Genomic DNA, 25,294 nt, shown 5'->3' on the forward strand with positions numbered 1-25,294 from the left:
TTCCTCCTTTATACCCATTGCAACAAGCCGGCCGTGCTGTCGATGGCCTCGGACACGGCCCTGACGACTTCTTCGGGCTGCCCCGCTTCGAACACGTTGCGCCCCATAGCCACGCCTCGTGTACCTGCCTTGATCGCATCGCGGGTAAACTGAACGACCTCGCTCAGGGAGGTTTTCTTTTCTCCGCCCGCCACTAGGATCGGGATCGGGCACGACCGGACGACCTGGCTCATTGTTTCGACCGAGCCGGTATAGACGGTTTTGACGACGTCCGCGCCAAGCTCCGTGGCCAAATTGACCGCATGGGCGACAAGGCCGGGCTCTTGCGGATTCGCGATGCGGGGGCCGCGCGGATAGACCATCGCGACCAGGGGCATATTCCAGCGGCTGCAGGCATCTGCGGTTCTGGCCAGATCGGACAGCTGCGCCGCTTCCGTCGGCGACCCCATGTTGACGTGCACGCTTATCGCATCCGCCCCGAGACGAATGCACTCTTCGACCGATGCGACAATCGTCTTGGCGTTGACGTCTTCGGCGTGAACGGTGCTTGCGCTAATGTGGATGACAAGCGATAGCCGCTGGAAGCAGGCCGGATCGAAGAACCGGACGCGCCCCTTATGCAGAACGACGGCATCGGCCCCGTTCGCGGCAATCGCTCGGTTGAGCTCCGCCATGCCCGCCAAGTCGCTGATGGGCCCCCTTGTCACCGCATGGTCGAGCGGGACCATAAACATGCGCTCTCCGCTGCGGCTGAACAACCGCATCATGCGCATTTGCTTCGTGCGCGATTCCATTTCAAACATGAGCTCTCCTCCTTTACTCCGTTATTCCCGGGGCGTGCCAGGGGGGCAAGCCCGCCAATGCTGCCGGATCGCGAACCGGCTTCCCGCTGGCAGTGCGGGGAAGCGAATGGACCCGGTGAAACATTTGCGGGATTTTGTAGGCGGCCATCCGGCCGGCGCACCACCGAAGCAGCTCGGACATGTCAAGTCCCGGCTTCCCGACAAGATACACTTCCAGCCGCTGATCCTCCGTAAAAACCGCGCGTGCCTCCTCGACCTCCGGATGCTGGCCGATGCTTTTCTCCGTCTCTACCGCGTCCACCTTGAGCCCGCCGATAATCCGTATCGAGTCGAGCCTTCCCTGCAAGTGAAGCAGCCCGCCGCCGGGCTCAACCTCGACCGCGTCGCGGGTATGCAGCCAGCCCTCCTTGTAGCGCTCGTTGCCTGCCTCGTCCGCATAGGGGGACTGCGAAAGCCCGATGAGCAGTTCTCTATCTCGAATTTCCCACTCGATGCCGTTCAGACATGCTCCGATAGTACCCGGAAAGTCGCCATGCCAATCGGCGGCCAGCATGCCTGTTTCGGATGTTCCGTAGGCTTGACCTATCCGCACGCCAAACCGTTCGCGAAACTTCTCGGCCACGGTTTCCGGCAGCATCTCCCCGCCGCTGACGGCGATTCGCAAGCTGCCGACGTCCGTCTCGGCCAAGCCGGCCAGCAGTTCAAAATGAAACGGTACGGCAAATAGTGCGGTGGTCCGCGAAGCCGCCATGCTCTGCACAATGCGCTTGCCCTGCAGATCCGGCGGAATTAATACAGCCGCACCTGTCGAAAGGGCCGTCATGACGGCGCCGACCAGTCCGAAGGAATGGTGCAGCGAAGCGAGAACGGCCACGGTATCGTCCGGCCGGATGCCGTTTGGGATCGCGGCCAGCCGATCCAGCTCCGCGCGAATGGAGGCGGCGGAACGGACGACGGCCTTGGGGCGGCCCGTCGTACCGGAAGTGAATTGCAGAATCGCGTAAGGCCTAACCGCAGCCCCGCCTTGGCAGTAATCCTGTCCGTAAGCGGTGATGTCAACGTCAAGCTCTTCCCTAAAAACCGGCACGCCCCCGGACTTGAGCCTGTCACGAATACGGTAGCCCGGGCGAAACCGGTCCAGCAGTTCATCCGCTTCGTCTTGCTGAAGCCGCGGATCAATGATTATGATGCCGGCGCCAAGACTCCAGAGCGCATAGACCAGATAGAGATAGGTGAACGATCGGTTAACCTGCAAGGCGACAGTTGTCCCCCGGCCGATTCCTCGTCTCTCCAGTTCCGGAATCCATGTGTTGATCTCGCGCTGCAGCCGGCCGTATGAAACGGTTTGCCCGGCAATCAGAGCGGGTCGGTCCGGGTCGGTCCGGGCAATGAGCGACTTAGCCCAATCCGGCGGGATGTGCCAATCGGATGTCATACGGGTCTCCTCCCATACTGTAGTCGCGGAACAAAACGCTTGCCGGGGCCGGCAGATCGTTAAGCCGCTGCAAAGCAAGCGCCAAACCGATCATTCCCTGTATGCCGCCAAGGCGCAGCGGCAGCGCTTCATGCGCATTGCCTGCGGTTTCGGCGCAGTCGGAAACACCTGACCCGACCAGTTCAAGGACAGCCAGAATCGGGCGACCGTCTGCGGACGCATCGGCTGCAAGCTCTACGACGAATGCGGCGGCTGCGTCAACGACTGCGTCATGCCCGGTACCGGAAGGGTCAAGCAGGCTCCACGTCTTATCCGTCTTCACACTCCCTGACACTTCGGCGCCGACGATAATGACCTGCCGGGCGTCACCGGAAGCAAGCAGCAGTTCCGCCTGCTCCAAGAGCGCAGACGTCATGTTCCCGAACGCCGCCATACACAGGGTCGTTCCGGTAATACCCGTTTCGCGCGCTATGTAGCCGACAATGGAATTCATAACCGACTGGTAGAACAGCATCGGATTGTCCGGTTTGCCCTGGATCAACAGCTTGCTGGCCAGGTCGTTGGTCGTCGCGTCGCCGAACAAGCTGCCCAGAAGCAGCGATGTCCGCTCTCCCGCGGAGAAAGCTCCAATATCGAAGAGGCGTCTGACGACGGCATATACAAGCGGGTTAAAGGCCGACTCGATGAATCCGGGTACGGGCGGAGCGTCGGCGGGAGCCGCTTCCTGCCAGTTCCACTCGTCGAGCCGACTGACATCGTCGCCCCAGGGCCCCAGACAAACGGCCGAAGTAATCGCAAGCCCGGTCACCATATCCCTCCTTCCTTGACGTTCTTAAGCATAATCGCGCTGTTGAAGCCCCCGAAAGCCGCATTCAGGTTGACCGCGCAGCGAATCTCGGACACTCTCGCGGCATGGGGGACGTAGTCGAGATCGCAAGCCGGATCGGTATCGGTAAAGCCGGCGGTCGGCGGAACGATGCCCGCATTCATGGCAATCATCGTAATGGCCGTCTCAACTGCGCCGGTACCGTCCAGCATGTGGCCTGTCATCGTCTTCGTGGAGGTGACGGGGATCCGGTAAGCGGCGGAGCCGAACACTTGCTTGACCGCTTTTGTTTCGCTGGCATCGTTGAGAGGTGTACCCGTGCCATGCGCGTTGATGTAATCGACGGATTCCGGATGGACGCCCGCTCTCAGAATCGCCTTCATCATGGCTCTTGCCATGCCTCCTCCCTTCGGGTCGGGCTGGCAAACATGGAAAGCGTCGTTCGCAACGCCCCAACCGGCGATTTCCGCCAAAATATCGGCTCCGCGGTTCCGGGCATGATCGAAGTCTTCCAGCACGAACATCGCTCCGCCGTCCCCAAGCAGCATGCCGGTCCGACCCCTGCTGAACGCGCGTACTTTACCGTCCCGGGAAAACGCCCTTCCCGAATTGAACTTCGCAAAAATCTCCTCGGTAACGAGCGAGTAGCCGCCGCAAAGCGCCGCGATTTCCTTGCCCTGGGCAATGAGTTCGCAAGCGGCGGCGATGGCGCTGCTTGATGCGATGCACGCATTCGTATACGCCCACTGTCTGCCATGAAGCTTGAACCGTTCCGCCATCGCTGCGAGATGGTAGGCGGGCAGCCATTCCATGCCGCCTCTCGTTTCCATCTTTCCGTCTAACTGCTCACGCCAAAAGCGGTTAAGTTCGCCGTAGTCGCCCATTGTGCCCAGCATAATTGCGACATGACCGCTGTCGAGACGAGCCATGCGCAGCGCCGCTTCCGCAAGCTCCATGCCAAGCTCCAGAAACCTTCCGGTAAAGCCGGATTCCGCTGCCACGGCGTTTTTGAACTTATCTGTATCAAACCGTGTTACCGGCGCAAACCGGTCTTCACCGCGAAATAAATGACGTCTTACGGCCTCTTCACCGAAACCGAACGGCGTCAATAAGCCGAATCCGGTAATTGCGACCCGCCGGCCTGGCCGGCTCAGCTGCTTCAATGCGATTCAGCTCCTTCCGCTTCTCTGCTTTTTCGGTGGAGCAGCCTGTGGATGGCATTGATGGAACGGAATTGCTCCCAATCCTCGTCATCGAGCCGCAGGTTCAAACCGTATCGGATCTCCAGTCCGTTCAAAAACCAAACAAGCGTCAACGAATCCAGCACGAGCTCCGTATCGTAGGCCAGAATGTCCGTTACCGTTCTGAACAGGTTGCGCTCAAGCAGCAGTTCCTTGATTTGCTCCTTCGTGATATCCATCTGCCGCATGCCGACTATGCCGTCACTTGCTTGCCGCTTAAATACGCCGTCAATTCCGCAACGTTGAAGCGCGAAATGCGGTCCAGGTCTTCGTCAGGCACCGCGATGCCGAATCGGGCTTCCAGATTGACGGCAAGTTCTACAATCGCCAGCGATTCCATTTGCAGCCCGCCTATGCCAAGCTTCGTTTCCGGATTAATTTGACTCCGCTCGGCGGGAAGGTTCAGCTTTCCTTTCAGGAACTCAAACAAAAACTGTTCAACCATGGTCTCATTCATTTCTTTTTTTCTCCTCCTCGATAAGGTACTTCTGTCCGAAATGGCAACACGAACATTCGCCCGTTCCGCTAAGTTCGCTTAGACGACCATACCGCCGTCCACGCGAAGTGTCTGTCCCGTCACATAGGACGCTTCGTCCGAGGCGAGAAAACGGACTGCCTTTGCGACCTCATCCGCCCGTCCCGGCCTCGCGAGCATAATGCTTCTCTCCTGCTCTTGACGCCATGCTTCGTCCCGGTCGCCGGCCATACCGGCATCAATCCAGCCCGGCGAAACCGCGTTCACGCGAATGCCGAGCGGCGCGAGCTCGCGGGCTGCCGTTTTGGTCAATCCGGCGAGCCCCGCTTTGGAGGCGGCGTAGTTCGCTTGCCCGCGGCTCCCGAGGAAGCCTGCCGCTGAAGACAAATTGACGATACTGCCCTGCCTTTGCAGCAGCATACGGCGAGATACGGAACGGATGCAGTAGAAAGCTCCGGTCAAATTGGTACGGAGGACCTCGTCGAATTGGGAGTCGTCCATTCTTAACAAAAGCCCGTCCCGGATCACGGCAGCATTGTTCACCAGTACATCGATGCGGCCGAAAAACTCCGTCGCCCGGATCACCATGCGTTCCACCTCTTCCGACGATCCGACGTCCGCTTGAATCGGGAGACATTGCCGCCCCAATGCCTCGATCTCTTTTACCACTTCGCGGACAGCCGCTTCGCTTGAAGCGTAATTCAGGACCAGGTCTGCACCCGCAGAGGCAAGCTCCAGCGCAATGGCCCGCCCGATTCCCCGCGAGGCGCCCGTCACCAGGGCGATTTTTCCGTCAAGCATGGCAGTCCCTCCAAATTCTTTGTCCTTGTCTAGACTATGAGGATATATCCAAATCATTCCAATATAAAAAATAACATTTATTGTAATTGTCCTTCACATTTCCCCATACAAATAGATCGTCCGGTATCGACCCAGCCGCCCGACTGCCGAAACCGATCTTATCAATAGGAGGTTAGCAGACATGATAAGCACACTTCCGCTTTCACCGCCGGTTATGAAAGTTGCGCAATTCCTGGATTGCAACGAACAATTGATGATGTCTTTTCTGGAGGCGAACGGTGCGCCGTTTAAATGGCTGTTTTCAGACAGCTGGAATTTTTATTATCGCTCTCTTGACAGTTTCGCTTCGTCGCCGTCTCTCAAACCGCGCAGAAGCAATCTCGAAACCTACCATCAGTCCGACCTCTGGCGGAACCTGGAGCGATTTTTCCAGGTCAAAGCCATTCGCTACAAAGATGAGCCGCTGAAGCCGCTGGTCCGGGACATCGTTGGAAGAGGCACTTGTCTGTATACGATGGCACGCATGCATTTTCTGCCTTGGCACGCACTTTACGGCTCTGAGAGCTTCGGTACCCATTTCTTTGTGATCAACGGCATCGATGAGGAGACGAACCGGTTCCATATCGTAGATTGGTCGCCGCATCAAGTCGGGTGGGTAGATGCCGAAACTATCGAAAAAGGTTATGAGTACAGAGGATTTTGCTATGAATTATCGGCGCCTGTCGTGCCGGTTCTGGACGAGGTACTCCTCGTTTCGCAGCTGCGCAGCTGCCTGAACCACATGCGCGGCGAGATTCGAGAAGAATATGCATCGGGTCTCAAAGGGCTGGAGCGTATGTACGAGGATGTACAGGAGATGAATCCGGATGTCGACTTTCTTGTATCTATCTGGGATCGAATGAAAGATGTGGTCGAATCGCGCGAGGGGTTTACCGAATTTATTCATTCCATGAAGGACGACGAGACGTTCTGCCGCATCCTGGACAGCCGGTTCTGCGACACGCTTTATGAGACGATCAACATGTGGTACTCCTTCCGCAACGGCGCCATGAAAGCCAAAATGACCGGTAGATCGGATATCGCCCCCCACCTTCGCAAGCTGGCGGCCATCATTGAGTTGGAGCGCGAATGCGAACGTCAGTTGGATCGTGTGCTGAAAGATTCGTTATCGATTTCAGGAAAAAATGGAAAATAAAGAAGGAATGCATGTTTCCGGCGTAGAATCTCTTGTAGGTACAGTGTTCGAACCGTTCCATTGCAGTGTAGACCTTTCGTCGGTCCGCGCTTTTGCGGAGGCGATCGACGACCCGAGCCCCCTCTATTCGGACAGCGATACAGCCAAGCAATGCGGCTACCGGAATATTCCCGCACCGCCGACCTACGCGTTCGTTCTCGAGATGGCGGCAGGCCCAGGCCAAGCCGAAATCTGTCGGCGGCTCGGCCTGAATCCGGCGCAAACGCTGCATGTCCGGCAATCGTTCGAATGGCATGGCGATGTGTGCGCCGGCGACGAGCTTACCGGTGTCACAAGCGTCGTCTCGGCGCTCTCCAGAAATCGGATGAAGACATTCACGCTCGAGACGGTTTGGACGAACCGCGCGTCGGGGCTTGTTCTGGTCAGCCGTTCCCAACTGGCTGAACAAGGACGGGAGGCGGGACAATGAACACGGAATCCATGGTTCGGCTTCCCACCCTCCCGCTTCCGGTCGTCAGCCTGTCCCGCATCAAGGAGTATGCTCACGCATCCGGCGACTTCAATCCCATTCATACGGATCCCGACGCCGCACGCCTAAGCGGATTTCAAGGCATCATCGCCCACGGAATGCTCGTGATGGGCATGTCCGGCCATGCCTTGACCGAATGGTTTCCCGGGCGCAAACTCCGCTTCTGGCATGCCGCGTTCGTGGACTTCGTTTTTGCGGACGAACGGCTTTATGTCTGCGGCTCCTATCAATCTGTGCAGCCGGATCGCCCTGCTGATCCGATTGAAGGCGTATGGACGGTTGCGGACGAGGCGGGGCGAATCAAACTGTCAGGCCGGTTCACCATGGCTTAAAAAAAGGAGGTAAGCGTTCATGCATACGTTTCAAGTTCAAAGCTCGATCAGCCAATTCCAGCCCCTTCTCGGGAAACTGAGCGGGTCTTCCGGCGCGCTTGACACCGGTTTCTCCCTTCCCACCGTTTGGGGCGGTGTCCCCGAGAATACGGGGACGGGCGAACTGCTCGCCGGTGCTGCAGCTGCCTGTTATTTAATTACGACGAACATTGCTGCGAGTCAGGCCAATATCAAGCTGTCGAAGCTCGAAGTCACCGTTGAAGGCGACATGGTGTCGGACCGTTCCGGAGTGCGAATCTCCGAGCTTCGCCTATATCCCACCATTGCCGTAGACGGCAGTGAAGAACAACGCGAACAGATGCGTCAGCTTGCGAGAAGCTGTTCCTCTAATTGCGTCATTTCCAAGGCTATAGCGGGCAATGTCGGCTATATTGTTCAAGAACCGGTCATGGAATAAGCCGCATCATTGTCATACATAACACGGAGAGGGGATTAAACAGCATGCTCATGTCGATCAGGCAAACTCCGCTTGCCGCCGGCAGCGTTAAGCTCGTTCCGCTTGACATATCCCATACCGAGGCGCTGTTCGAAGCCGGCTCCGATGCCGCAATCTGGAATCACTTGCCTTTCCGCGCAGCCACGCCGGACCATATGCGCAGAATCGTCCGGCAAGCAATCGAGGATGCGGAACGGGGCCATCGCATCACCTACACGGTTATGCAGCAGGATTCCGTTATGGGCAGTACCGGCATCCTGAACCCGTCCGCCGAGCACCGCAGCTTCGAAATCGGCTTCACTTGGCTTACCCCCTCTACTTGGGGAACCGGCCTCAATCAGACCTGCAAATACTTGCTGCTCCGCCACGGTTTCGAAGACGCGGGAGCCATTCGCATCCAATTTCGCACGGCGGCCGGCAATATCCGTTCGCAGCAGGCCCTGAAAAAAATCGGAGCCGTCTGCGAAGGCACGCTGCGAAAGTCCTTCCAAGGCGCGGATATGATGTTCTTCAGCATCCTTGCGGATGAATGGCCAGCCGTCAAGGAAAAGCTGGAGCCGTTCGCCGTCTAGGCGGGGGTGGCTGCTCGCCCGGAGGACCGTCGTGTCCGCCCTGCCCTGCAAGCGCAGGGAAAACCAGTACGGGTCTGGCGGACTCGGACTCGGACGCGCTGCGCGCAGCTCCCAACGTGCGGTGCTGCGCTGCATGACGGCGGTCGGTCGACCACATCCGGCCCTGCGGGTGACCGGAAATGGATGACCGGCATCGCCGGCATAGTATGAAAAACCTTGTGAATGACCAATATCACCAGCCATTCGCAGAAAAGAGACTCTCTAAAAACTTGCCCGCTGTCAGTTGAGCGCGTAAAATCAGCGAAAGTCAGGCAGTGGAACTCGCGCGCAGAGCCGGATGGCCTGGCTGCCTTGCTGTCTGGCTGCGCGGAGAAAGAAAGCCCGCAAAGTGCAGATTTTCGTTCGGTCTTACGCTGAAGACGAAACATTCCTGCATTTGTGCAGGCTTTTTGCCATTATCGAAATCCCCTGCCGCAATCTGCCTAGCTGAACGAAGAAAACCTGCAAAAATACATGAATTTGCGTCCTTGATCATTGGCCACGAAGAATTCCTGCAAAAGTGCAGGCTTTTCACCGAATACAGGGACACAGACTCACTTTCAGCAAAAATTCCTGCACTTTTGCAGGTTTTTCGCCAAAACAAGCCTATTTCGTAGGAAATACCTGCACTTTTGCAGGTTTTCTCCCTGCCAAGCCGCTTCCTGCCCAGTTATGCAGTTCCACGACCTCCATCGGGAGAGGTGCGCGTTGGGGCCGCAACTGGTTCCCCTAGCACTAACAAAGTGCCGCGACTTTCGCAGTTTTCACCCCGGACCAGCCCGCCAAGCCGCCGCATGACCACCCGCCGTGCAGCACTGTAACCCGCGCCGGGCCACGGTGTTCATCGAATCTACACTTGTGAGCGTTACTTGGAAGACTCCTTCCGCCAGCAGTGAGAATTACCGAGTAAAATCGCTCCAGTAATCAACGGGCCGCTTCATGGCTGATCGAATTGGAATTGAGCAGTCCAAAAGGTTTTGAGCGCGTTGGCCCCATAGAGCCCGCCTTCTACTCCTTTGAACAGATGGGCGTTTTGCTACATTAAATCGTTACTCGTAGTTGGATACTTCGATCAGATTAAGGTCGGGGTCGCGGAAATATACCGATCGGATGGTTCCCACGGCTCCTGTTCGAGTTACCGGACCTTCTTCGATCTTTACGTTGCACTGTCTCAGATGGGTTATGACATCTTGCAGCGGCGTTTCCGCGATAAAACATAAGTCGGCCGTTCCCGGCAGCGGCGTATTCGCCTTCGGCTCGAATTCTTTTCCCCGCTCATGCAGGTTGATCTTTTGCCTTCCAAAACGCAAAGCGTAGCGCAGGTCGCCAAATTGCACGACTTCCATTCCGAGCACCGTTTCATAGAACGCTGCCGTCTTTTGGATATCGCTTACTGTCAGCACCAAATGATCCAGCCGATCAATTTTCATAAATAATAACCCCTTCCTTTCATTATCCGTGTTGGGACTGATACAGGCCGGCCGTAGACGTTTTTGCGAGCCTGGCCGCAAATATAAGTGCGATCAACAGAAATCCTATGATCATCCCCACGACCCCGCTCCACCCGAACAAGGTCCAAAATTGCCCGCCTGCTGTTCCTCCGATACTTGACCCGGCATAGTAAAAAAACAGGTAGAGCGACGAAGCCTGCGCTTTGTTGCGGAAAGCAATGCGCCCCACCCAGCCGCTGGCGACGGAGTGGCTTCCGAAGAAGCCGAACGTCAAAATCGGCAGCCCGGCAATTTTAACCCACAGGTCGGCATCTAACGTTAGACAGGCTCCCGCCATCGTAATGAGCAAAGAGAGCATCAGCACTTTGGGGAGGCCGTACTTTTGCGCCAGCTTCGCCATCCATATTGAGCTTACCATACCTACGAGAAATACGATAAAAACCCACCCGACTAACGTCTGACTTAAGGAGTACGGCGGGGCTGCCAACACGTAGCCGATGTAGTTGTACAAGGCGACGTTGCTTCCGAGGATAAGAAAACCGATGCCGAACAAGCAAAGCATACCCGGATTTTTCAAATGGTGGAGCAAAGAAGCGAACAGCTTGCCGATTTCCGGCGAGCGGGAATGAAAATTGCGAGAGTTCGGCAAACTCGCCCAAAAAATCAAACTGGCCGCAAGACTGATGAAGCTTATCGCGCCCATTGCAGCATGCCAGTTGAACAAGTCCGACAACGTGGCGGCAATGATTCTGCCGCAAACGGCTCCGAGGGAATTGCCGCTAATATAAAGCCCTATCGCCCCGCCGAGGCTTTTGGGCTCAATTTCTTCCCCCAGGTAAGCCATGGCGATGGATGGAAGCCCGCCCAAGGCGATTCCCTGAACGACTCGAACCACCAGCAAAACTTCAAAAGTAGTGCTGAAAGCAGTCAAAATGGACAAAGCGGAAGCGGCTATCATCGAGATCAGCATGATAGGCTTTCGGCCCCACACTTCCGACAAGGAACCGAAAAACAGCATGCTTACCGCCAGCGATATCGTCGTCACGGAAAGCGACAGACTGGCCATTGCAGGCGTAATGTGAAACTCCTTCGTAAATTCGGGCATCAACGGCTGCGTGCTGTAAAGAATAGCAAACGTATTGAACCCGGCTGCGAAAAATGCAAAATTGGATTTTCGAAAGGCGGACGTGCCTTTTTGAATGTAACTCATCTTGGATGAAGCCTCCCCGAACTCTTTCTATTCTTGGATTGCTGCCTCCCGAAATCCTTCGCTCCATGGATGAACTTATCGGTTCTGCTCTTGACTCCATACTATCATTGACTTTTTATGATGTATAATATATTATTTTCATTATTTTAATGCGTTTGGGTAATGAATTGGACAAATGATGATCAAGAGGTGATCATGAATGGAGTGGCAGCAGCTCGAATATTTTCAAACCCTTGCACGTTTGCAGCATGTGACGCGAGCGGCGGAAACGATGTCGATCTCCCAACCGGCCCTGAGCCGTTCCATTGCCCGACTGGAAGATGAACTCGGCGTCCCTCTTTTTGAACGTCAAGGGCGCTCCATTCGCTTAAACCGGTATGGCAGCCTGTTTCTAGCGCGTGTGAATCGTATTATGAAAGAATTTCAGGAAGGTAAGCAAGAGATCCAGGAACTCGTCGATCCACAACGTGGGGAAATCTCACTCGGCTTCCTCCATACACTCGGTACGAATCTTGTTCCGGATTTAATCGGCTCTTTCCGCACCCATCATCCTAATATCAACTTTCAACTGCGGCAAAATCACTCCTACTGGCTTCTTGAGCAGCTGAAACAAGGAGAATTGGATCTCTGCCTGCTTGCTTCTTTTGAGCCTAAATCGCCGATTCAGTGGATGCCTCTATGGAGCGAGGAACTTTTTGCCATCGTTCCCAAAGGGCACCCCTTATCGAATCGCGAGAGTATTGCATTAGGCGAAATCGCAGATGAGTCGTTCATCTCTTTGAAAAAGGGCTATGCGCTCCGAATCACCACCGATCAGCTGTTTATTCAAGCGGGAATAAGCCCCAAAATAACGTTCGAGGGAGAAGAAGTAGCCACTGTCGCAGGGCTTGTCGCTGCCGGACTGGGCGTCTCGCTCCTACCCGATCTCAAAGGCTTGGATCAAAGTAAAATAGCAAAAATTCGCGTAAACTGGCCCGAATGCAGGCGCATTATCGGAATGGCCTGGGTAGAGGGAATGTACGTATCTCCCGCCGCCCTGCGCTTCAAGCAGTTTGTGACGGACCATTTTATCGGAGCGAACGAATAGGAAAAAGAGGCCGTTGCAGCGTGCCTCTTTTTTATGTTTATCTCTAGTTTCCAAAGCTAGCTTTGCCGGATGAAGTCCGCGATGAGGCGTCCGACTTCGCCCGGCGCGTCTTCCAGGCAGTAGTGGCCTACGCCCGCGAGCCGATGGACGGGAGCGTTCGGGAACAGCGCGGTGAAGAGTGGCAGGAAATGCTCGGCATGGAGCGTGCGGTCGGCCTCGCCCCAGATCGCGAGCGCCGGCTTCGCGCAGATGGCGAGCACCGCTGCAGCGTCGGGCGTCTCAAACCGGTGCGCGCCGGTGGCGAAGCCCTTCGCCCAGCCGATCGCGCCGAGACAGTCGGCGGGGCTGGCGAAACGCGAGCCGTAAGCCGCGAGCCAGGTGCCGGTGATCAGCGCGTTGTTCTCGAAGCCGTTCAGCTTGAGCGTGCTTAAGATGTTGAAGCCGAGCTGGCCCAGAACAGTCTCGAGGGTCCCTTCCTTTTCAGCCCTCATGATCCATTGAAACCAAGGCGAGATGCCGCCATTTGCGGTCATCCTGTCGACGAGGTCAGGCTGGCCGAACGGCGTTGGCCCGTTGGTCGAGATCAGCCGGCGGATGCGGTTCGGATGACGCGACGCGAGACCCATGCCTACCGGCCCGCCGAAATCGTGCATGACGAGGGTGATGTCTCGCAAGTCGAGCGCCAGGACAAACCGCGCAAGATTATCGATGTGATCCTGCAGCCAGTAGCTGCGGTCCTGCGGCGTCTCGCTTTTGCCGAAGCCCATATGGTCAGGGACGACGACGCGGTAATCCTTGCTCAGTACCGGGATAAGATGCCGAAAAAGATAGCCCCACGTCGGCTCGCCGTGAAGGCAGAGAATCGTCTCGCCTTCGCGCGGTCCCTCGTCGACATAATGCATGGAGAAGCCGGGCGCGTCAGTGAAGTGCGGAGCGAACGGAAAGCTGCCGTCGAAATCGTTCAGCTTGTCATTGTCAATAGCCGGATTTTGAGTCATTGGGCATCTCCTTTAAATGTCGTTTTTTACCAAGCCGGGAACCCGTGGGCTCCCTTATGTCAACGCTTCAGGCGTCAGATGCCGGGTGAACGCCCAGAACAATAGGGCGAGAGCGCTGATTCCTGCCCCCAGCAGACACACTCCGGTCCATCCGGCCCATGCATACACGACCGTCGAGACAATCGAACCGATGGCGCTGCCGATGGAATAGAAAATCATATAACCGGCGGTAAGCCGGCTATGGGCTTCCGGGCGCACGCTGTAGATCATGCTCTGATTCGTGACGTGTACGGCCTGCAGCCCGAGGTCGAAGGCGATAACACCGACGGTCAACGCCCATAACGAATGCATCGTCAAACCGACCGGCAGCCAGGACGCCAGCATGATGAGCAGCCCGACGCCTGTGACCCATTGACTCAAACCGCGATCCGCCAGCTGCCCCGCCCGAGCCGCCCCTAATGCACCTGCTGCCCCCGCCAGGCCAAACAACCCGATCTCCGTATGCGAAAGCGAAAGCGGCGGTTCGCTGAGAGGAAATACCATCGGAGTCCATAATATCGAGGTCGAGGTAAAAATCAGCAGAGCGATCAAAGCGCGTATGCCCAGTATCGGCTCCTCAACGAACAGCGCGAAAACCGAGCGCAATAACTGCGGATAAGAGGTTGAAACCTTCACCTTGTCGCGCGCCGGCAGCACTCGGAACAAAAGACCCGTTATGAGCAGCGTCAGCGCCGCAGAATAAAATAAATCATACGCCAGCCGGCAAGGTCGGCCATTAAACCTGCCACGGTCCGCGCGAGCAAAATACCGATTACGATGCCGCTAGTCACAGTCCCGACTACACGGCCGCGTTCGGCCGGTAGAGCCAGCAGTGCCGAGTACGCTACAAGCACCTGCGTCACGACTGCAAGCAAACCGACTGCGGCACTGCCCGCCAACAGCAGCGTGTTGTTGGGGGCGATGCCAACTACGGTCAGTGCCAGCACGGATAGCAGCGACTGAATGACGATCAACCTGCGACGATTCAACAAATCGCCAAGCGGAACAAGCAGCAGCAGACCTAGCGCATAACCGATCTGAGTTATGGTAACAACAATGCCAACGGTCGACTGGTTGATGCCGAATTCGCTCGCCATGGCGTCGAGCAGCGGCTGGGCGTAGTAGACGTTGGCAACGGCGAGCCCGCAGGCGACCGCAAACAGCAGCGCCACCGAGCGCGGCAACGATACGGCGGAGCCTGATTCGAACGCGGCGGTCTCTTCCCGTTTCGCTTCAAGCCCGATGCCGCTGGAATTTCCGTTCGCGCTCTCCACGCTATTTTCAAGCTTCTCCATATTTTCGCACTCCTCAAGTCTCGGGTTGTTCGAGCGAACCCTGCATTTATTGCGACGAGTACCTTGTTTGCCCGTAATTTCTCGCTCATTATCGCATTTGCAGCATCTCCTTTGATAATTACGTACCTAATAGTATAATATACCAATCGGTACAAAATTGACATAACCAAATATAGCTCGCTCAAACGCATGATGTCAAGCAGAAGGCACTGAAATTTGACATTATATCCTGTAAATAATAGGATCATAATATACTAAACGATACGAAAAGGGGATTTCATATGGTACGGCCCCGGGCATTTGACGAAGAAAAAGCTTTGCATGCAGCTATGGAAATATTTTGGAAAAAAGGGTACGAAGCTACCTCATTAAGCGATTTGACGTCCGGAATGGGCATTCAACGACCTAGCATTTACGCGGCATTCGGAGATAAAAAAGAACTTTTTGAAGCCGCGCTCCGCAAATACAATCAATCCCATGCTTCCTCCGTCCGCGCCCGATTTCAAAACAGTTCATCCGTAAAAGAAGCGTTTCGCTCCTTTTTTGAAGGCATTGTGGCGGAAGTATACGAGGAAGGCCCTAACCGGGGATGTTTTTGCCTCAATGTCATGGTTGAACTTGCGCCGCATGACGCAAAATTTGAAGTGCTTACCCGGGAACATCAGATGTATCTTTCCGCAATTTTTCAAGAAGCCATTGAACAGGGCATACGAACCGGGGAGCTTGAGAAAGCTGCGAATGCAAAAACTTTGGCGCAAACAATGGTCATTTCAATGATCGGACTTACCGTATTGATGAAATCCCGACCCGAACGGTCATTTGCGGAAAATAGCGTAGCGACGATACTTACATTGCTCAAGTAAATCGGCAATGGAGAAACCCATATGCCAGAACCGGTCGAACGTCTGACTGATTGCGCGAAAAAACCTGCAAAAATACAGTTTTTGCTCGATGGATACGCTGGCCCACGGCATATTCCTGCAATTGTGCAGGTTTTTCGACGCGAACATGGGCTCAGATGCATGTTTATAGAAAATTCCTGCACAATTGCAGGCTTTTCGCCAAAACGAACCATTTTTACAGAAAAAGCCTGCACTTTCGCAGGCTTTTCTCTGCAAGCCACCTTGTCCCTTCCCTTCAGCTCCGCAAACCAGGCCTAAAAAGGCCCTCCTCTAGGGTCGTCTCCCTTTTGGAAAGCCTCGTCCAGAACGAATTTAACTTTTGCGTACTTGCCAGTCCTCCATTAGCTATGAAAATCGGCCGTCTTCCCGGTCTCAACCTTGCTACTCAAAATGAGCAGTCCTTGACCGAGCAGCGCCGCGATTGCAAGACAGCCTGCCAAATAGGGAAGTTGGGAAGGCGTTAACCGATGAGCATGACGCCTCCGCCAAGCGAAGCGCCGACAGAGCTGCCCAAATAATTGGCCGAGCTATTCAGCGCGACGGCCGGCGGCCCGTGCCGGGACTGCAGCCGCAGCAGAACATGCTGCTGCGGAGCCTGTGATGCCCACCTGATCATGCCCCATAGGAAAAAGGGGATGAAGCCCAGCGGCCAGAGACGAATGCTGATCGGCAAATGAACATGGCCAGAGCCATGATCGCCAAAATGACGGCCATCAACGCTCTGGGCGCCGTTGATCCGCAGACTTGGGGGCGGAAAGCGTTGGCTTTGTTAGCGTGACCGTGAGCAGGCTCGCAGAAAAAAACAATGGACAGGGCGGTTGCTCCCTGTCCATTATCTCTTTTAAGCGCGAGGCTCCTCGCCCTTATCGATCCAATCGTCGCGCGTGGGACCCAAAAGGTCCGGCACGCGCAGCCCCGCTTGACGCATCAGCACCGTCATTTGACCGCGATGATGGATTTCGTGGCGCAGCGTAAATCGCAAGGAAGCACCGTTCTGCCAGTCCTCCCCGAACATATTCACGGCCTGCACAAGCGACTCGTCCGTCCATTGACTCCGTACGGCGCGCAGGAAAGTTCGGCTCATACGGCGATACTCGCCGGCGATGGCAGCCGCTGATGAAGGCACTGCCTCATCGGCCAAGGGCTCGTCATAAGATAGCCCCAGGTAGGTCATGTAATTGTACGACAGCACGAGGTGCCAGGCGATGGAGCCAAGCGTCCGGTGCTTGTCCGTAACAGCCTGAGAGAGCGATTCATCCGTAAGCGAGTCGAGCGCTTTTTCCGTTATTGCCGATTCCATTTCGAATTCCTTTACGAGCTCGTCGATACTGGTAAACATTCGCGAACACTCCTCTATTCATTTTTCCACTCACATTGCCTAGTATATCAAATAAATACTGACAAATACGGTCAGCAATTCTGACCGCGCCAAAAGTCATAACCAACGGCTTTAGCAAGCACCTCTAAGGTAAAATCTGCCAACCGCGTGCTGCCGCGTTACCACGGGTAAGAAAGGGGCCTCTTTACCCGCCCTTTTTCACCGGCTCACCTGTAAACGGGTTGGTCAATCATTTGGATTCGTCCGCCTGGCGACAGACTGGAATGGGAATGTTCGGGCACATGCAGGCTGGCGGGCTCAATCTCAAGTCGGGCTGCGTCGAGCGGATGCTGTAGTTGGTTGCCATGAGCCGGCCAATTGCAGTCCCTTTTGAACGATTCTGTTCGAATTTTCGCATACAAAAATCATTTTTACCGCTGGTAGGCTCGATTCTGTTCGATTTTTCATTCTTATTTTTCGATTTTACGAAATCAGTACAATTTCTGTATGAAATTTCGAGCAGATTTCCACGATTCGCAAGCGGTAGCGGTTGGCAGACCGGCCCTAGACCGCCCCCCTCTCATCATGCGTGTTCAAGGGATGTCTTCTCATAGCCATAAGCTTTCCCGAGCCCTCAGACGAACGAGGTTTTTCGCAAAAAAAACCGCTCCTCGCGGGAGCGGCAGCTTATCATTCGTTCGTTCGAACCGATTGCGGTTGCGTGAAAACCCGCGACTTTGCGGCATGCTGAAGTACATTTGGCGATTTCTCCGCCATTGCCGCTTCATGGATCGTTTACTTTTTACATACGGGTATCCATATTTCGCTTTTAAAAGTCGGGGACGCGACATCTTTGTTTTCGTTCCACAAAATCTCCGGCCCGTTTGTTTGTTCATAGCCCGAGGACGGAAACCATTCGGAATAAATGCGGCCCCACACCTCTTGCAGCGTACCGGGAAACGGCCCCACCGCCGTAAATACAGCCCATGACGAGGCGGGAACTTCAAGGCATGACCAATGATCCGGACACTCCTTCGTTGACGCCACGCCGATGTAATGGTCCAGCTCACCTTGTTCATCCATCCGCCCTTCGGAAAAGTTCACGGATGCGTTTAGCAGCCCGGGTGGCGATACGTCAGACAGCTTCTTAAGATCGCTGATCGCCTCATCGTTTAAGCTTTTCCACATGGAAGCAATCTCCGGATTGACCCCCTGGAATATAATGGGGACCCTTTTCTTCATGCCGATGAGGCGAAAAGCCGCTTTTTCTTCCATCCGATAGTTCATTTCTTCCCCTCCTTTGACAGATAGTTGAAAAGTCATCCGAGGATAAGCTTTCAAAGATTGGCCGGTCATTCTGGCCTCAGTCGGCGTAATGCCATGTACGCTTTGGAACGCTCTTGTAAAAGAGTCCGGCGAATTGTACCCGTATTTGACCGCAACGTCAATGATTCTCATGCGGCTATTGTTGAGCTCAAACGCTGCAAGCGTAAGGCGCCTGCGGCGAACGTACTCGGACAGCGTTACGCCTGCAAGCAGCGAAAACATTCTTTTAAAATGAAATTCCGAACAAAAAGCCAGCTTTGCCACTTCTTTGAAGTCAATCTCATGCGTAACATTTTCTTCGATATAGTTTAACGCCCGATTCATGTGCTCAAGCAAATTCATGCGCACCTCCTCCCTGTATATATAACATAGCAGAAGCGGCACGGCACTATCCGACTTTTCGTGCACAATTGAGCAGGGTTACATCACATTATTTCCTTGCATGCACCATGAACAGCGGTGAGGTCACGCTTTTGGAGACGGAAGTATAGCTGCCATAGCGGTTTTTGTCGTCATGGAGCCGTTTTTGGATATCCAGATCCACTTCGATGTATGTCATACCGAGTGAGAGCAAAACTTCCACATCCCACTGAGGACGATTTTTTTCGCAAATGTATAACGATTTGGCAATAACATTGCGTTCCTTCAGTTGTTCCTGGGTTTGCGTCGGATGGCATAAACGCTCCCCTTTTTCATCGGCTTGCTTGAAGGCTTGGCCATAGTTGGCGTCAAAATTCAAAATACTGCCGCCGGGCGCGAGTACGCGGTACATTTCGCGATATGCTTGATGAGGGTCATGCAGCGTCCACGTCACATTGCGGGTAATAATGAAATCGAAACTTGCGTCGGGAAAATCAAGATGATGGGCATCCATCTGCCGGAAGGTGATCCCGTTATAGCCCAGATTTATTGCATTTGTCTCGGCATTTCTCAGCATCGCGGTTGAGTAATCGATGCCGGTAACGTCGCAGCCCAGGTCAGTCATAATAAAAGCAAAAAATCCGGCGCCTGTGCCCAGGTCAAGAACTCTTACCGGACCGGAATGGGGGATGCGTTCCTGAATAACTTCCGTGTATTTATGGCGCAAATCGCTTTTAAAATCGTCAAGCCGCAGCCCGCTGAATTCGTCGGCACGCCCTGTCCAATAGCTGTCAATCCGTTCTTGCATCATTCGATGCCTCCTTTCAGGCTCCGGCTATACAGTTCCTTTTCTCTTTGCCTTCTATAGCAATCATTCGAACAGGGATATCGTATAGTTCCTCCATGTTTTTCTGTGTGATCACTGCGTCAGGCTCTCCATAATGAACAAAACTGCCATGCTTCATCACAGCCACATAATCGGCAGCTTCCAAAGCATGATCCGGGCAATGGGACGTCATCATGATTCCGACTCCCTTGTTTTTCAATGTTTTTATGACCTGCAGAAAACGAAACTGGTTGCCAAAATCCAGATGTGCGGTCGGTTCATCCAGCAGCAGTATTTGCGGTTGCTGGGTTAAAGCGGCGGCCATCATTACGAGTTGACGCTCGCCGCCTGAAATGTGGGTATACGGCTGCCCGGCCAAATGCTCGATCCCCAAAAAACTCAAATTGTCCATAGCAATCGTCATATCTTTTTTTCCCGGAGACGCCAAATAGCCAAAATGGGCCGTTCGTCCCATCATCACTACATCCAGTACGGAAAAGGGGAACGTCGGGGCGTGCATCTGCGGAATGTAAGCCATACAAGAGGCCAATTGTTTGTTCGTGTAGCTTTGAACGGGCTTGCCATCGTAATACACTTGTCCTTTTGTCGGTTTGTGCTGATTGACCAAGCATTTGAGCAGCGTGCTTTTGCCTGCGCCATTGGATCCAAGAATGCACAGCACGTTTGGCGAAGTGACTTCGAATGAAATGTCATGAAATATTTGCCGGCCGTCTTTGTATTGAAAGGCGATGTTGTCCGCCCTTATTTTCATTACCAGTTCACCTTCTCCCTGAGCATGAAGTAAGCGAACAAAGGCGTGCCTACCATTGCGGTTATAACGCCCAAAGGCACTTCTACCGTTGTCAAGGCTCTGCACAAATCATCGATAAGCAGCAGATAAGAAGAGCCGAGGCAAATGCAGACAGGCAGCAGCTTTCTGAAATCAGGTCCGACCAGCATTCTTCCCAAGTGGGGAATGATCAGCCCGACCCAGCCTATTACACCTGCAATGCTGACAGCGGCGGCGGTTAACATACTGCAGCAGACAATGATCATGATTCGGTCTCGTCTGACGTCTACGCCGTAAGATTTCGCCTCTTCGTCGCCCAAGCTTAATACATTCAGCCGCCAACGAAACAGCCAAATAACAACGATGCAAATAACAAACAAAGGCAGCGCTGTCAAAAGCATCGACGTGCTGACGGACGACAAGCTCCCCATCAGCCAAAATACAATCGCAGGAAGTTTGTCAAGGGGATCCGCTACAAATTTGATAAGCGAGACAAGCGCCGAAAATAAAGACCCGACAATAACCCCGCCTAAAACCAATGTAATGGCGGAGTTTCTGGCTCTAGAGCTCAGCAAAAATGTCAAGCCTACGGAAACGAGACTAAAGATCAACGCGAAAGCTTGCACGGCCCATGAACGATTCATCAAAAGGATGGCCAAAGCAGCGCCAAATCCGGCCCCGTTGGAAACGCCAAGCGTGTATGGCGACGCTAACGGATTCCGGAAAATACCCTGGAAAACAGCGCCCGACACCGCTAGCCCGGCGCCGACGAGCATGGCGGCAATGACACGCGGAAGCCGTACTTCCAGAATGATATTTTCCGTTAAAGATGCCCAGGTTTTTTCCAGAGGGAACATTTTGCTCAAAAGAATTTGGCATACTTCCCCTGCCCCGACATCATATTTTCCCATCATCAGAGATAGAACGAAAATGACTGCCGGTAGAGCGACCAAGATCACCCCCATCAGCTTGGGCATCTTGTTTCTTTCAAACTTATAACGGTTTACCGCGTTGGACATGGCGCATGGTTCTTTCCTTTCCGCAACAAATTTCGCTATTCTTTATAATCGATGCCGTAAAAGTGTTTGTAAAAATATTGCACCATCGCGCCCAGGTCCACGTCTTTAAAAGCTTCCGGATACAATGTTTTCGCCAGCCAGATTTCTCCCAAGGCCATCGATTCCGGTGCCGGATTCCCCCAAGGTTTCGTATAGTCCGGCGCAATGATCAGCTTGTTGTTCTTGACCGCACTGATTTCAGCCCATGCGCTGTTTTTTCTTATTTCATCCAATACGAACAAATAGCGGCTTTGCACAAAGATGACATCGGGATTCCACTGCGCAACCTGCTCGACGCTCACCTGCTTGTATCCTTTAATCGTTTCCGCAACGTTGCGGGCGCCGGCTTTGGCCATAGCAACGCCGACATATTTGCCCGTTCCGTACGTGTACATATTCTCGTTAGCCATGTACACTTTGATTCTATCCTTCTCCGGGATTTCACGGAGGTGTTTGGATACGATAGCCCGATTGCTTACGATATAATCCCACAATTCGGAAGCTTTCTCTTTCTTGTCCGTAATTTGGCCAATAAGGGTCATCGCTTGTTTGAGTCCTTCGGTATACGCCTCGTCCGGATTGACAAGATCGGGATGTATCGTCGAAGCCTGCTCTTTATCCGCCACATATAAGGTAATGCCTACGACAGGTATGCCGAGTTGTTCAAGCTGCGCGATCGTCTTTTTCGGCACCTGGTTGGAAATAAATACGACATCAGGCTTCAAATCAGCGACAGCTTCCACATTCAAATCCGAAATGGTTCCCGGCGTTTTCAAGTTCTTGATTCCCGGAAAAACATCCCCGACATAACTGCCGAGCAAGCTTTCCCAATCGCTCATCACCCCTACGAGCTTATCTTGAGCTTGCAGTTCAAGCATAATATCCAAAGTGTGATGCTGCAGAGCAACGATTCTTTTGACATGTTGAGGAATTTCTACAGTGCGGCCCAGTTGATCGACAATGGTATAAGTTTGACGGGCGGACTCGCCGGCTTGCGCCTCGGTCTGAGGTTCTTTGGCTGTATTCACAGCGCTGCCGCAACCGCTCAGCGAGAGCACTAGCAGCAAAGCACATACGAATAAGGTTAAAAGGGATCTGTTGGTTTTCATCTATTTTCTCCTATCTTGTAGAATCGTGCTGATATGTATTTTATAATTAAATATATTTAGTTATAAATGATATAAATCATAGATCATTATATAAAACGAGATTTATTTAGTAAACAAAAAAAGAAAAAGGCCGCCATAAGCAGTCTTTTGATAAATTTCTGTATCCATTTTTTAATAAGCCTGATTCTCCCACGCTTTCGGTACATAAGCGCAATAAGGATCGCTTTCCAAATAATCACCCGTTGCCGCATAGGCTCTGGCTCTGGAGCCGCCGCAAAGCTCCTTGAATTCGCAAACTCCGCATTTGCCCTTTAACAACGACTTGTCGCGCAGCTGCTTCAAAACGGGAGAATTGCGATAAATGTCCGTCAGTGCCCGCTCACGGACATTCCCGCAGCTTACAGGCAGGAAACCGCTAGGATAAACATCGCCGATATGGCTGATGAAGACGAAGCCATCCCCGTCATTGACCCCTTTATGCGCACGACCGAGCACATCCGCACGTTTTACGCCTGCTTGGGCTTGATTTGCTCCCAAACGCCGCTGCTCTTGCAGGAATACTCTGCGGTAATGCGGCGCTTCCGTTGCTTTGACGCCGTATGGCATGCTTTGCTGAACCCGGCATAACCATTTCATGACGTCTTCGTGCTGCGCCGGGGAAATCATATCTTTTTCCATCCCGCGACCGGTCGGCACCAGAAAAAAAACGCTCCAAAGCACCGCTCCCATCTCTTTAACCTTCTCCGCAATCGCCTCAAGATCGTGGAGATTGTACTTCGAGACCGTCGTGTTCACCTGGATAGGAATTTGCAATTGCTGCAAATAATCGATGCCTCTCATCGTTAGATCGTAAGAACCTTTCGTTCCTCGAAAATGATCATGTATGTCTGCGCGCGACCCATCCAGACTGAAGGCCCAACGAGACAATCCAACCTCCTTGGCTGTTCGAATCGCTTCGCGCGTTACTTTTGGCGTTGCGCTGGGCGTCATGGAGACGGACAGCTTCTTCCGATCAATCGCATATCGGGCAAGTTCGAACAAATCGGGCCGCATTAACGGATCTCCCCCGGTGAACACGAAAAGCGGATGGTCCATCTCCGCAATGCTGTCGATCAGCCGTTTCCCTTCCTCAAACGTAAGCTGCCGGGCATCCGCCTTATACTGCGCTTCCGCCCGGCAATGCAAACATTTCAAGGCGCACGCCCGGGTTACCTCCCAAATGACGATAAACGGATTGTCGTTATAATCTCGTTCCTTGACTAAGAACGACATGTGGCCCCTCCTTTCGCGCTTTTCAAACATCATAGGTTTTATTTCAAATTTCCGGGCACCGATTTCAAAATTTTCCCGGACTTCAATGCTTGGGCCGATGTTATGGCAGGTCTAATGAGCTTCATCCCCTGATTCGCCTCCCTTGTATCGATCTGCCTGTTTCCACAGCAGGCTCAACACTCGCTTCATTTTCCTTTTCTCATGCGGACAAGGACGTTTTCCCGTGCGCATCCGATATAACGGGCAATGGTTGCCCTGGCAGGCAGGGCGAAAAAAACAAGAGCGGCATACCGCATCCTTGTCTTCGCCCGAGCTTGTCCATAGCGATAATTTGTCCATATCGAGCTCCATACGCCCATCCTTGGACAGCCTTCCGACTTGATTTATCTCGTCATCGAATGCGACGGAGCATTTATACAGCTGTCCGTCCGTCCCAATGACAAGCGAATTAGGCTTGGCGGCATAACATACGGACCCTGAAGGCATAAGTGCGTCTGCAATTGTCTCGCTAACGGTCAGCCCTTGTTCCAAGCCGTAATCCATCATTTCCCAGAGGTGCTTATCGGACGCCGTCCTGTCACAAACGGGAATCCGATCGTCCTGTGGTCCGCCCCAACGGCCAATCGGTCTGACCAGGAGCTGAAACCGGCTGTCGCCTCCAAACCATTCGGACAACCGCTTGAGAAATCCGGGTACTTCTTCCACGTTATCTGCGTCAAAGTTGACGCGAAGATCCATCGTAAACGAAGCGTCGAGGCTGCGCAGTTCCAGCAAATTTCCGATAATCGTTTCATACGTTTTCCCGCCGCCAAGCAGCCTTCTTCGCTGATCGTGAACCGCAGCAGTTCCATCCAATGTAATCATGTATCGGGTAATGTTCCGGTCCAACAGCTGCCTCAGCCGCTCCTTGGTCAAATAATACCCGTTGGTTGACATGTCCGCCGAGTAGCCGGCGCCGTTCCGCGAACAGCTTGCCATGAAGCAATCGGATAGTTCATCGATCGTGCCGGGCACAAGCAGCGGTTCGCCTCCGAACCAGCTGACCGACAGATGATCAATCCGGGCCGCTGCCTCCCGGACGTAAGCCTTGAGACCGTCAATCGTCTCCCGGCTCATCGCTCCCCGCGGGAAAGATTGATAGCAATACGTACAGCGAAAATTGCACGCCTCGGTCGGCATGATCACAAGGTGCATGGATGCCGCTTCCTTCTGGGCATCGTGAAGCTGCTGCGCTTGCCGCAGCTCATCCGTCATTGCCGGCACAAGAAAGCCGGCTTCGCGCAATTCGGCCGCTAATCCCGCCGATGCCGCTGTCGCTTCCCTTCCCTCAAGCAAGCGGCATGCTTCCGCTTCTTCCTCGGGCGGGACGGCCGCCATCGCTCCGGTATAGGTGTTGTAAAGCATCCTGCCTTTGCCATCGATTCGCACACTGCGAGTAAAACGGGAAGGAACCCAGTGATCCGACATTCCAGTTCACAACCTATCTGAATCTCTCATTTTAGCAATCAG

The 25,294-nt window shown here is 53.9% G+C and carries 28 protein-coding genes and 1 pseudogene; 8 read left to right on the forward strand and 21 right to left on the reverse strand.

Annotated features, from left to right (window positions below):
- Positions 1–8 precede the first annotated feature (8 nt).
- The 7 genes from AC0LWT_RS13920 to fabG all read right to left on the reverse strand — a co-directional run bounded on the left by AC0LWT_RS13920 (position 9) and on the right by fabG (position 5,581).
- A complete protein-coding gene (locus AC0LWT_RS13920; protein ID WP_474681856.1) occupies positions 9–803 on the reverse strand; it encodes a 2-amino-3,7-dideoxy-D-threo-hept-6-ulosonate synthase in 795 nt (264 codons plus the stop codon).
- Between the two features lie 13 nt (positions 804–816).
- On the reverse strand, positions 817–2,238 hold the full coding sequence (locus AC0LWT_RS13925) for a class I adenylate-forming enzyme family protein (RefSeq protein ID WP_474681857.1): 1,422 nt from the start codon (positions 2,236–2,238) through the stop codon (positions 817–819).
- The gene (locus tag AC0LWT_RS13930) at positions 2,201–3,049 is read right to left on the reverse strand and encodes a hypothetical protein (protein ID WP_474681858.1); all 849 of its coding nucleotides are present in this window, start codon (positions 3,047–3,049) and stop codon (positions 2,201–2,203) included. Before AC0LWT_RS13930 ends, AC0LWT_RS13925 begins: the two co-directional genes overlap by 38 nt.
- A complete protein-coding gene (locus tag AC0LWT_RS13935; RefSeq protein WP_474681859.1) occupies positions 3,043–4,227 on the reverse strand; it encodes a beta-ketoacyl-[acyl-carrier-protein] synthase family protein in 1,185 nt (394 codons plus the stop codon). Before AC0LWT_RS13935 ends, AC0LWT_RS13930 begins: the two co-directional genes overlap by 7 nt.
- Positions 4,224–4,484 carry a hypothetical protein gene (locus AC0LWT_RS13940; RefSeq protein WP_474681860.1) on the reverse strand — a complete coding sequence of 87 codons (261 nt, stop codon included), beginning with the start codon at positions 4,482–4,484 and terminating at the stop codon, positions 4,224–4,226. The genes AC0LWT_RS13935 and AC0LWT_RS13940 overlap by 4 nt, the downstream gene beginning before the upstream one ends.
- A gap of 14 nt (positions 4,485–4,498) precedes the next feature.
- Positions 4,499–4,762 carry an acyl carrier protein gene (locus AC0LWT_RS13945; RefSeq protein WP_474681861.1) on the reverse strand — a complete coding sequence of 88 codons (264 nt, stop codon included), beginning with the start codon at positions 4,760–4,762 and terminating at the stop codon, positions 4,499–4,501.
- A 78-nt stretch (positions 4,763–4,840) separates the two neighbouring features.
- Positions 4,841–5,581 (reverse strand): 3-oxoacyl-ACP reductase FabG, encoded by a 741-nt coding sequence (fabG, locus tag AC0LWT_RS13950; protein ID WP_474681862.1) that lies wholly within the window; start codon positions 5,579–5,581, stop codon positions 4,841–4,843.
- 181 nt (positions 5,582–5,762) lie between these two features.
- On the opposite strand from fabG, the gene AC0LWT_RS13955 reads away from it, so the two are divergent.
- The 5 genes from AC0LWT_RS13955 to AC0LWT_RS13975 are packed head-to-tail and all read left to right on the forward strand — an operon-like array spanning position 5,763 to position 8,705.
- Positions 5,763–6,776, forward strand: coding sequence for a hypothetical protein (locus AC0LWT_RS13955; RefSeq protein WP_474681863.1), 1,014 nt, complete (start codon positions 5,763–5,765; stop codon positions 6,774–6,776).
- On the forward strand, positions 6,766–7,245 hold the full coding sequence (locus AC0LWT_RS13960) for an FAS1-like dehydratase domain-containing protein (RefSeq protein ID WP_474681864.1): 480 nt from the start codon (positions 6,766–6,768) through the stop codon (positions 7,243–7,245). The genes AC0LWT_RS13955 and AC0LWT_RS13960 overlap by 11 nt, the downstream gene beginning before the upstream one ends.
- Positions 7,242–7,637 carry a MaoC family dehydratase gene (locus AC0LWT_RS13965; protein WP_474681865.1) on the forward strand — a complete coding sequence of 132 codons (396 nt, stop codon included), beginning with the start codon at positions 7,242–7,244 and terminating at the stop codon, positions 7,635–7,637. Before AC0LWT_RS13960 ends, AC0LWT_RS13965 begins: the two co-directional genes overlap by 4 nt.
- Positions 7,638–7,656: 19 nt before the next feature.
- Positions 7,657–8,094, forward strand: coding sequence for an OsmC family protein (locus tag AC0LWT_RS13970; RefSeq protein WP_474681866.1), 438 nt, complete (start codon positions 7,657–7,659; stop codon positions 8,092–8,094).
- Between the two features lie 44 nt (positions 8,095–8,138).
- On the forward strand, positions 8,139–8,705 hold the full coding sequence (locus AC0LWT_RS13975; RefSeq protein ID WP_474681867.1) for a GNAT family N-acetyltransferase: 567 nt from the start codon (positions 8,139–8,141) through the stop codon (positions 8,703–8,705).
- A 307-nt stretch (positions 8,706–9,012) separates the two neighbouring features.
- Here the strand turns inward: AC0LWT_RS13975 and AC0LWT_RS13980 are convergent, their stop codons facing one another.
- From AC0LWT_RS13980 to AC0LWT_RS13990, 3 genes are all read right to left on the reverse strand, one after another.
- Positions 9,013–9,240: a hypothetical protein gene (locus AC0LWT_RS13980; protein ID WP_474681868.1), complete on the reverse strand. Its 228-nt coding sequence runs from the start codon at positions 9,238–9,240 to the stop codon at positions 9,013–9,015.
- A 553-nt stretch (positions 9,241–9,793) separates the two neighbouring features.
- Positions 9,794–10,174 (reverse strand): VOC family protein, encoded by a 381-nt coding sequence (locus AC0LWT_RS13985; RefSeq protein ID WP_474681869.1) that lies wholly within the window; start codon positions 10,172–10,174, stop codon positions 9,794–9,796.
- Positions 10,175–10,196: 22 nt separating this feature from the next.
- Complete coding sequence (locus tag AC0LWT_RS13990; protein ID WP_474681870.1) at positions 10,197–11,405, reverse strand: MFS transporter; 1,209 nt, start codon at positions 11,403–11,405, stop codon at positions 10,197–10,199.
- Between the two features lie 199 nt (positions 11,406–11,604).
- Between AC0LWT_RS13990 and AC0LWT_RS13995 the strand changes: the two genes are divergently transcribed.
- Positions 11,605–12,492 (forward strand): LysR family transcriptional regulator, encoded by an 888-nt coding sequence (locus AC0LWT_RS13995; RefSeq protein ID WP_474681871.1) that lies wholly within the window; start codon positions 11,605–11,607, stop codon positions 12,490–12,492.
- A gap of 56 nt (positions 12,493–12,548) precedes the next feature.
- Here the strand turns inward: AC0LWT_RS13995 and AC0LWT_RS14000 are convergent, their stop codons facing one another.
- Positions 12,549–13,490, reverse strand: coding sequence for an alpha/beta fold hydrolase (locus AC0LWT_RS14000; RefSeq protein WP_474681872.1), 942 nt, complete (start codon positions 13,488–13,490; stop codon positions 12,549–12,551).
- Between the two features lie 54 nt (positions 13,491–13,544).
- Positions 13,545–14,824: pseudogene (locus tag AC0LWT_RS14005) on the reverse strand (MFS transporter).
- A 281-nt stretch (positions 14,825–15,105) separates the two neighbouring features.
- On the opposite strand from AC0LWT_RS14005, the gene AC0LWT_RS14010 reads away from it, so the two are divergent.
- Both AC0LWT_RS14010 and AC0LWT_RS14015 read left to right on the forward strand, forming a co-directional pair.
- Complete coding sequence (locus tag AC0LWT_RS14010) at positions 15,106–15,687, forward strand: TetR/AcrR family transcriptional regulator (protein WP_474681873.1); 582 nt, start codon at positions 15,106–15,108, stop codon at positions 15,685–15,687.
- A gap of 21 nt (positions 15,688–15,708) precedes the next feature.
- Positions 15,709–15,984 (forward strand): hypothetical protein, encoded by a 276-nt coding sequence (locus AC0LWT_RS14015; protein ID WP_474681874.1) that lies wholly within the window; start codon positions 15,709–15,711, stop codon positions 15,982–15,984.
- Between the two features lie 202 nt (positions 15,985–16,186).
- On the opposite strand, the gene AC0LWT_RS14020 is transcribed toward AC0LWT_RS14015, so the two are convergent.
- The 9 genes from AC0LWT_RS14020 to AC0LWT_RS14060 form a co-directional block, all read right to left on the reverse strand.
- On the reverse strand, positions 16,187–16,342 hold the full coding sequence (locus tag AC0LWT_RS14020; protein WP_474681875.1) for a hypothetical protein: 156 nt from the start codon (positions 16,340–16,342) through the stop codon (positions 16,187–16,189).
- A gap of 225 nt (positions 16,343–16,567) precedes the next feature.
- A complete protein-coding gene (locus AC0LWT_RS14025) occupies positions 16,568–17,065 on the reverse strand; it encodes a DinB family protein (protein WP_474681876.1) in 498 nt (165 codons plus the stop codon).
- Between the two features lie 774 nt (positions 17,066–17,839).
- The gene (locus AC0LWT_RS14030; protein ID WP_474681877.1) at positions 17,840–18,712 is read right to left on the reverse strand and encodes an AraC family transcriptional regulator; all 873 of its coding nucleotides are present in this window, start codon (positions 18,710–18,712) and stop codon (positions 17,840–17,842) included.
- Between the two features lie 88 nt (positions 18,713–18,800).
- Positions 18,801–19,541, reverse strand: coding sequence for a class I SAM-dependent methyltransferase (locus AC0LWT_RS14035; protein ID WP_474681878.1), 741 nt, complete (start codon positions 19,539–19,541; stop codon positions 18,801–18,803).
- Positions 19,542–19,554: 13 nt separating this feature from the next.
- Positions 19,555–20,328, reverse strand: coding sequence for an ABC transporter ATP-binding protein (locus AC0LWT_RS14040; protein ID WP_474681879.1), 774 nt, complete (start codon positions 20,326–20,328; stop codon positions 19,555–19,557).
- Positions 20,328–21,365, reverse strand: a complete 1,038-nt coding sequence (locus tag AC0LWT_RS14045; RefSeq protein WP_474681880.1) for a FecCD family ABC transporter permease — start codon at positions 21,363–21,365, stop codon at positions 20,328–20,330. The genes AC0LWT_RS14040 and AC0LWT_RS14045 overlap by 1 nt, the downstream gene beginning before the upstream one ends.
- 35 nt (positions 21,366–21,400) lie before the next feature.
- Positions 21,401–22,513 carry an ABC transporter substrate-binding protein gene (locus AC0LWT_RS14050; RefSeq protein WP_474681881.1) on the reverse strand — a complete coding sequence of 371 codons (1,113 nt, stop codon included), beginning with the start codon at positions 22,511–22,513 and terminating at the stop codon, positions 21,401–21,403.
- A 171-nt stretch (positions 22,514–22,684) separates the two neighbouring features.
- Positions 22,685–23,785 carry a TIGR04053 family radical SAM/SPASM domain-containing protein gene (locus tag AC0LWT_RS14055; protein ID WP_474681882.1) on the reverse strand — a complete coding sequence of 367 codons (1,101 nt, stop codon included), beginning with the start codon at positions 23,783–23,785 and terminating at the stop codon, positions 22,685–22,687.
- A gap of 111 nt (positions 23,786–23,896) precedes the next feature.
- A complete protein-coding gene (locus tag AC0LWT_RS14060; protein ID WP_474681883.1) occupies positions 23,897–25,252 on the reverse strand; it encodes a radical SAM protein in 1,356 nt (451 codons plus the stop codon).
- Between the last annotated feature and the right edge of the window lie 42 nt (positions 25,253–25,294).

The sequence above is a fragment of the Paenibacillus sp. sgz302164 genome, from assembly GCF_056120505.1.

What these genes read in the sequence shown, in the direction of transcription:
- AC0LWT_RS13920 (WP_474681856.1), bottom strand. Translation starts at nt 803, where the DNA reads ATGTTTGAAATGGAATCGCGCACGAAGCAAATGCGCATGATGCGGTTG.
- AC0LWT_RS14000 (WP_474681872.1), bottom strand. Translation starts at nt 13,490, where the DNA reads ATGACTCAAAATCCGGCTATTGACAATGACAAGCTGAACGATTTCGAC.
- AC0LWT_RS13960 (WP_474681864.1), top strand. Translation starts at nt 6,766, where the DNA reads ATGGAAAATAAAGAAGGAATGCATGTTTCCGGCGTAGAATCTCTTGTA.
- AC0LWT_RS14055 (WP_474681882.1), bottom strand. Translation starts at nt 23,785, where the DNA reads ATGTCGTTCTTAGTCAAGGAACGAGATTATAACGACAATCCGTTTATC.
- AC0LWT_RS14060 (WP_474681883.1), bottom strand. Translation starts at nt 25,252, where the DNA reads ATGTCGGATCACTGGGTTCCTTCCCGTTTTACTCGCAGTGTGCGAATC.
- AC0LWT_RS14030 (WP_474681877.1), bottom strand. Translation starts at nt 18,712, where the DNA reads ATGAATTTGCTTGAGCACATGAATCGGGCGTTAAACTATATCGAAGAA.
- AC0LWT_RS13955 (WP_474681863.1), top strand. Translation starts at nt 5,763, where the DNA reads ATGATAAGCACACTTCCGCTTTCACCGCCGGTTATGAAAGTTGCGCAA.
- AC0LWT_RS14015 (WP_474681874.1), top strand. Translation starts at nt 15,709, where the DNA reads ATGCCAGAACCGGTCGAACGTCTGACTGATTGCGCGAAAAAACCTGCA.
- AC0LWT_RS14040 (WP_474681879.1), bottom strand. Translation starts at nt 20,328, where the DNA reads ATGAAAATAAGGGCGGACAACATCGCCTTTCAATACAAAGACGGCCGG.
- AC0LWT_RS13945 (WP_474681861.1), bottom strand. Translation starts at nt 4,762, where the DNA reads ATGAATGAGACCATGGTTGAACAGTTTTTGTTTGAGTTCCTGAAAGGA.
- AC0LWT_RS13925 (WP_474681857.1), bottom strand. Translation starts at nt 2,238, where the DNA reads ATGACATCCGATTGGCACATCCCGCCGGATTGGGCTAAGTCGCTCATT.
- AC0LWT_RS14025 (WP_474681876.1), bottom strand. Translation starts at nt 17,065, where the DNA reads ATGTTTACCAGTATCGACGAGCTCGTAAAGGAATTCGAAATGGAATCG.
- AC0LWT_RS14035 (WP_474681878.1), bottom strand. Translation starts at nt 19,541, where the DNA reads ATGATGCAAGAACGGATTGACAGCTATTGGACAGGGCGTGCCGACGAA.
- AC0LWT_RS14045 (WP_474681880.1), bottom strand. Translation starts at nt 21,365, where the DNA reads ATGTCCAACGCGGTAAACCGTTATAAGTTTGAAAGAAACAAGATGCCC.
- AC0LWT_RS13975 (WP_474681867.1), top strand. Translation starts at nt 8,139, where the DNA reads ATGCTCATGTCGATCAGGCAAACTCCGCTTGCCGCCGGCAGCGTTAAG.
- AC0LWT_RS14050 (WP_474681881.1), bottom strand. Translation starts at nt 22,513, where the DNA reads ATGAAAACCAACAGATCCCTTTTAACCTTATTCGTATGTGCTTTGCTG.
- AC0LWT_RS13995 (WP_474681871.1), top strand. Translation starts at nt 11,605, where the DNA reads ATGGAGTGGCAGCAGCTCGAATATTTTCAAACCCTTGCACGTTTGCAG.
- fabG (WP_474681862.1), bottom strand. Translation starts at nt 5,581, where the DNA reads ATGCTTGACGGAAAAATCGCCCTGGTGACGGGCGCCTCGCGGGGAATC.
- AC0LWT_RS13930 (WP_474681858.1), bottom strand. Translation starts at nt 3,049, where the DNA reads ATGGTGACCGGGCTTGCGATTACTTCGGCCGTTTGTCTGGGGCCCTGG.
- AC0LWT_RS13990 (WP_474681870.1), bottom strand. Translation starts at nt 11,405, where the DNA reads ATGAGTTACATTCAAAAAGGCACGTCCGCCTTTCGAAAATCCAATTTT.
- AC0LWT_RS13965 (WP_474681865.1), top strand. Translation starts at nt 7,242, where the DNA reads ATGAACACGGAATCCATGGTTCGGCTTCCCACCCTCCCGCTTCCGGTC.
- AC0LWT_RS13940 (WP_474681860.1), bottom strand. Translation starts at nt 4,484, where the DNA reads ATGGATATCACGAAGGAGCAAATCAAGGAACTGCTGCTTGAGCGCAAC.
- AC0LWT_RS14010 (WP_474681873.1), top strand. Translation starts at nt 15,106, where the DNA reads ATGGTACGGCCCCGGGCATTTGACGAAGAAAAAGCTTTGCATGCAGCT.
- AC0LWT_RS13985 (WP_474681869.1), bottom strand. Translation starts at nt 10,174, where the DNA reads ATGAAAATTGATCGGCTGGATCATTTGGTGCTGACAGTAAGCGATATC.
- AC0LWT_RS13980 (WP_474681868.1), bottom strand. Translation starts at nt 9,240, where the DNA reads ATGATCAAGGACGCAAATTCATGTATTTTTGCAGGTTTTCTTCGTTCA.
- AC0LWT_RS13970 (WP_474681866.1), top strand. Translation starts at nt 7,657, where the DNA reads ATGCATACGTTTCAAGTTCAAAGCTCGATCAGCCAATTCCAGCCCCTT.
- AC0LWT_RS14020 (WP_474681875.1), bottom strand. Translation starts at nt 16,342, where the DNA reads ATGATCAGGTGGGCATCACAGGCTCCGCAGCAGCATGTTCTGCTGCGG.